Below are 3,524 nucleotides of genomic sequence, written 5' to 3'. Positions count from 1 at the left end.
CCCTGGAAGGACGCGATCAGCTTCTACGTGGACCTGATGAAAGCCTACGGCCCGCCCGGCGCCTCGGCCAACAGCTTCAACGAAAACCTCGCGCTCTTCAATGAAGGCAAGTGCGGCATGTGGGTGGACGCCACCATCGCCGCCTCGTTCATCAGCGATCCGAAGCAGTCGAAGGTGGCCGACAAGGTAGCCTTTGCGCAGGCGCCTGTTGCCGTCACGCCCAAGGGCGCCAACTGGCTGTGGACCTGGAACCTGGCCATCCCGGCCAGCTCGACCAAGGGCGCGGCCGCCCAGACCTTCGTGAAATGGGCCACTTCCAGGGAATACATCAACCTGGTCGCCAAGGAACACGGCTGGGGCGCGGTGCCCACCGGCACGCGCAAGTCGACTTACGCAAACCCCGAGTTCCAGAAGGTCGCAAAGTTCGCCGCGGCCGAGAAAAAAGCCATCGACAGCGCCAACCTCAGCGACAGCACGCTACCCAAGTCGCCGTACGTCGGGGTGCAGTACGCGGCCATTCCCGAGTTCCAGGCCATCGGCGTGGCGGTGGGCCAGCAGATGAGCGCTGCCCTGTCGGGCAAGGTCACGGTGGACCAGGCCCTGAAGACATCGCAGACGGCCGCCGAGCGCGAGATGAAAAAAGCCGGGTATTACAAGTAATCGCAAGTAATCCCCCAGGCTGCCCACACTTCGCCCCGGGATTCACCACATGAACCGCCTCCTGCCTCGCGCACTCATGGCACCCGCAGTGCTCACGCTCTTCCTCTGGATGATCGTGCCGCTSGYGATGACCCTGTATTTCTCGTTCGTGAGCTACAACCTCATGCAACCCGGCGACCATCCGTTCGCGGGCATCGAGAACTTCCAGTACTTCATCACCGATCCGGACTTCTGGCCCGCGACCTGGAACACGCTGATGCTGATCGGCAGTGTGATTGTCATCACGGTGGTGTTCGGCGTGCTGCTCGCCTTGCTGGTGAACGAGCCATTTCCGGGGCGGGGCGTCGTGCGGGTGCTGCTTATTTCACCGTTCTTCGTCATGCCCGCGGTGAACGCGCTGCTGTGGAAGCACATGATGATGAATCCGATCTACGGCGTGCTGGCCGACCTGTGGCGCTTTTTCGGCGCGCAGCCGGTCGACTGGCTCACCGATGTGCCGCTGTTGTCGGTGATCATCATGGTGGCCTGGCAGTGGCTGCCTTTCGCCTGCCTGATCTTCATTACCTCGCTGCAGTCGCTGGACCGCGAGCAGATGGAGGCGGCGCGCATGGACGGCGCGAGTTCGTTTCAGCGTTTCTTTTATCTCATCATTCCGCATCTCGGCCGGCCGATGGCGGTGGTGATCATGATCGAGATGATCTTTCTGCTCAGCGTGTTCGCCGAAATCGCCATCACCACCAATGGCGGCCCGGGCAATGAAAGCACCAACCTCACCTACATGATCTTCAAGCAGTCGCTGATGAATTTTGACGTGGGCGTGGCATCGGCGGGTGCGTTGTTCGCGGTGGTGGTGGCCAACATCGTGGCAGTGTTCCTCATTCGCATCGTCGGCAAGAACCTCGACTAGACATGATGCATACCCTTACACAGCGGAGCAGCTGAACCATGCAACCAGGCGACTTTCTTGCGCAACTGCTTCGCACCGTGGGCGCGTGGGCCGCGGCGCTGCTGCTGTTCTTTCCGCTCGGCTGGCTGTTTCTCACGGCCTTCAAGACCGAACTCCAGGCGATTCACGTGCCGCCGCTGTTTATTTTTGAACCCACGCTCGACAACTTCAGTGAAGTGCAGCGCCGCAGCGACTACCTGCTCTATGCGCGCAACTCGCTCATCACCAGCCTGGGTTCGACCCTCATCGGGCTGTTGATCGCGGCGCCCGCGGCGTACTCAATGGCCTTCTTCCGTACGAAGAGGACGCGCGACATCCTGATGTGGATGCTTTCCACCAAGATGATGCCGGCGGTGGGCGCGCTGGTGCCGATCTATGTTCTCGCGCAGACCGCGGGCCTGCTGGATTCGCTCACCGCGCTGACCATTGTGTTCACGCTGTCGAACCTGCCGATCATGGTGTGGATGCTTTACAGCGCTTACAAGGACATTCCGAACGAAATCCTGGAAGCCGCGCGCATGGACGGCGCGAGCCTCTGGACAGAGTTCCGCCATGTCGTGCTGCCGCTGTCGGTGGGCGGCCTGGCTTCGACCGGCCTGCTGTGCCTGGTGCTGAGCGAGTTGACTGATGGCTTATCTGGAACTCAAGAGCATCGAGAAAAGTTTCGGGGAGGCCCGGATCATTCGCGGTATCGATCTTGAAATCAACAAGGGCGAGTTCATCGTCTTCGTCGGGCCTTCGGGTTGCGGAAAGTCGACGTTGCTGCGCCTCATCGCGGGGCTGGAGCCCATCACCAAAGGCAACTTGCTGCTGGACGGCAGGGACATCACAGGGGTGCCTTCGGGCAAGCGCGACCTGGCGATGGTGTTCCAGAGCTACGCGCTCTACCCGCACATGAGCGTGTACGACAACATGTCCTTTGCGCTCAAGCTTGCGGGGGTGTCGAAAAGCGAGATCCAGGCCAAGGTCGAGCACGCGGCGAAAACGCTCAACCTTACCCAGTACCTCGGCCGCACACCGAAAGAACTGTCGGGCGGGCAGCGGCAACGCGTGGCGATTGGCCGCGCCATTGTGCGCGCGCCCAAGGTATTCCTGTTCGACGAGCCCTTGTCCAACCTGGATGCCGCGCTGCGCGGCAATACCCGCGTCGAAATCCACAAGCTCCACCGTGCGCTCGGCGCGACGACCATCTACGTCACGCATGACCARGTCGAGGCCATGACGCTGGCCGACCGCGTGGTGGTGCTCAGGGACGGGCTGATCGAGCAGGTAGGTACGCCGCTCGAACTCTACGACCACCCGGCGAACCGGTTTGTCGCGCAGTTCATCGGCATGCCGTCGATGAACATGGTGGCGGCGGGCGCTATTCCGAGCTTCTCGGCGGCCACCGGCGGGCGCCTGCCGGGCGACGGTTTCCTGGGCGTACGGCCGGAAGGGCTGCGTGTGCATCCAAAGCAGGCCGCTGCTTCAGGGGTGCCGGGCCGCGTGGAGTTGATCGAGGCACTCGGCGCCGACACCTTGATTCACGTCGATGTGGGCGGCGTGCCGCTGATAGMGCGCCAGAACGAACGCACACCGCTGCATGCGGGTGACGACGTGGCGGTCGAACTCGACCCTTCGGTGCTTCACCTGTTCAACAGTGAAGGCCGTGCGGTGCCGGCCTGATTCCTTCCTTCTTCCCTTCCTCCCTCTTCTTTCGGGCATTCCCTTGATTCTCGCAACAGCGCCTCTTGCGCAAACTCCACCGGCTCTTTCGGAATTCACGGTGCTTCACCTTGGATTGGGTTCGTTTCATCGGGCCCACCAGGCCGCCTATCTTCAGCGGCTGATCGATGCGGGCGACACCCGTTGGTCAATAGTGGGCGCCAACATCCGGCCCGATATGGCCGAGGTGGTCGCGGCCCTGCAGGCACAGGGC

General features: G+C 62.1%; 4 protein-coding genes and 1 pseudogene. All 5 read left to right on the top strand.

Annotation, left to right across the window (positions count from 1 at the left end; all coding sequences use genetic code 11):
• Positions 1-660, top strand: a 660-nt coding sequence (locus AC1D0P_RS24760; protein ID WP_477679156.1) for an extracellular solute-binding protein, incomplete at its 5' end; no start/stop codon positions are given.
• A gap of 49 nt (positions 661-709) precedes the next feature.
• Entirely contained in the window at positions 710-1,567 is an 858-nt protein-coding gene (locus AC1D0P_RS24755; RefSeq protein ID WP_477679155.1) for a carbohydrate ABC transporter permease, read from the top strand.
• A gap of 38 nt (positions 1,568-1,605) precedes the next feature.
• Positions 1,606-2,223: pseudogene (locus AC1D0P_RS24750) on the top strand (carbohydrate ABC transporter permease); the annotation flags it as partial.
• Positions 2,224-2,233: 10 nt separating this feature from the next.
• On the top strand, positions 2,234-3,271 hold the full coding sequence (locus AC1D0P_RS24745; protein ID WP_477679154.1) for an ABC transporter ATP-binding protein: 1,038 nt from the start codon (positions 2,234-2,236) through the stop codon (positions 3,269-3,271).
• A 100-nt stretch (positions 3,272-3,371) separates the two neighbouring features.
• A partial coding sequence (locus AC1D0P_RS24740) for a mannitol dehydrogenase family protein (RefSeq protein ID WP_477679157.1) occupies positions 3,372-3,524 on the top strand: 153 nt, incomplete at its 3' end.

It is taken from the genome of Polaromonas sp. P1_G2, from assembly GCF_056405515.1.
The sequence above is the reverse complement of the archived record's forward strand: the minus strand, read 5'-3'. Positions and strand labels throughout refer to the sequence as shown.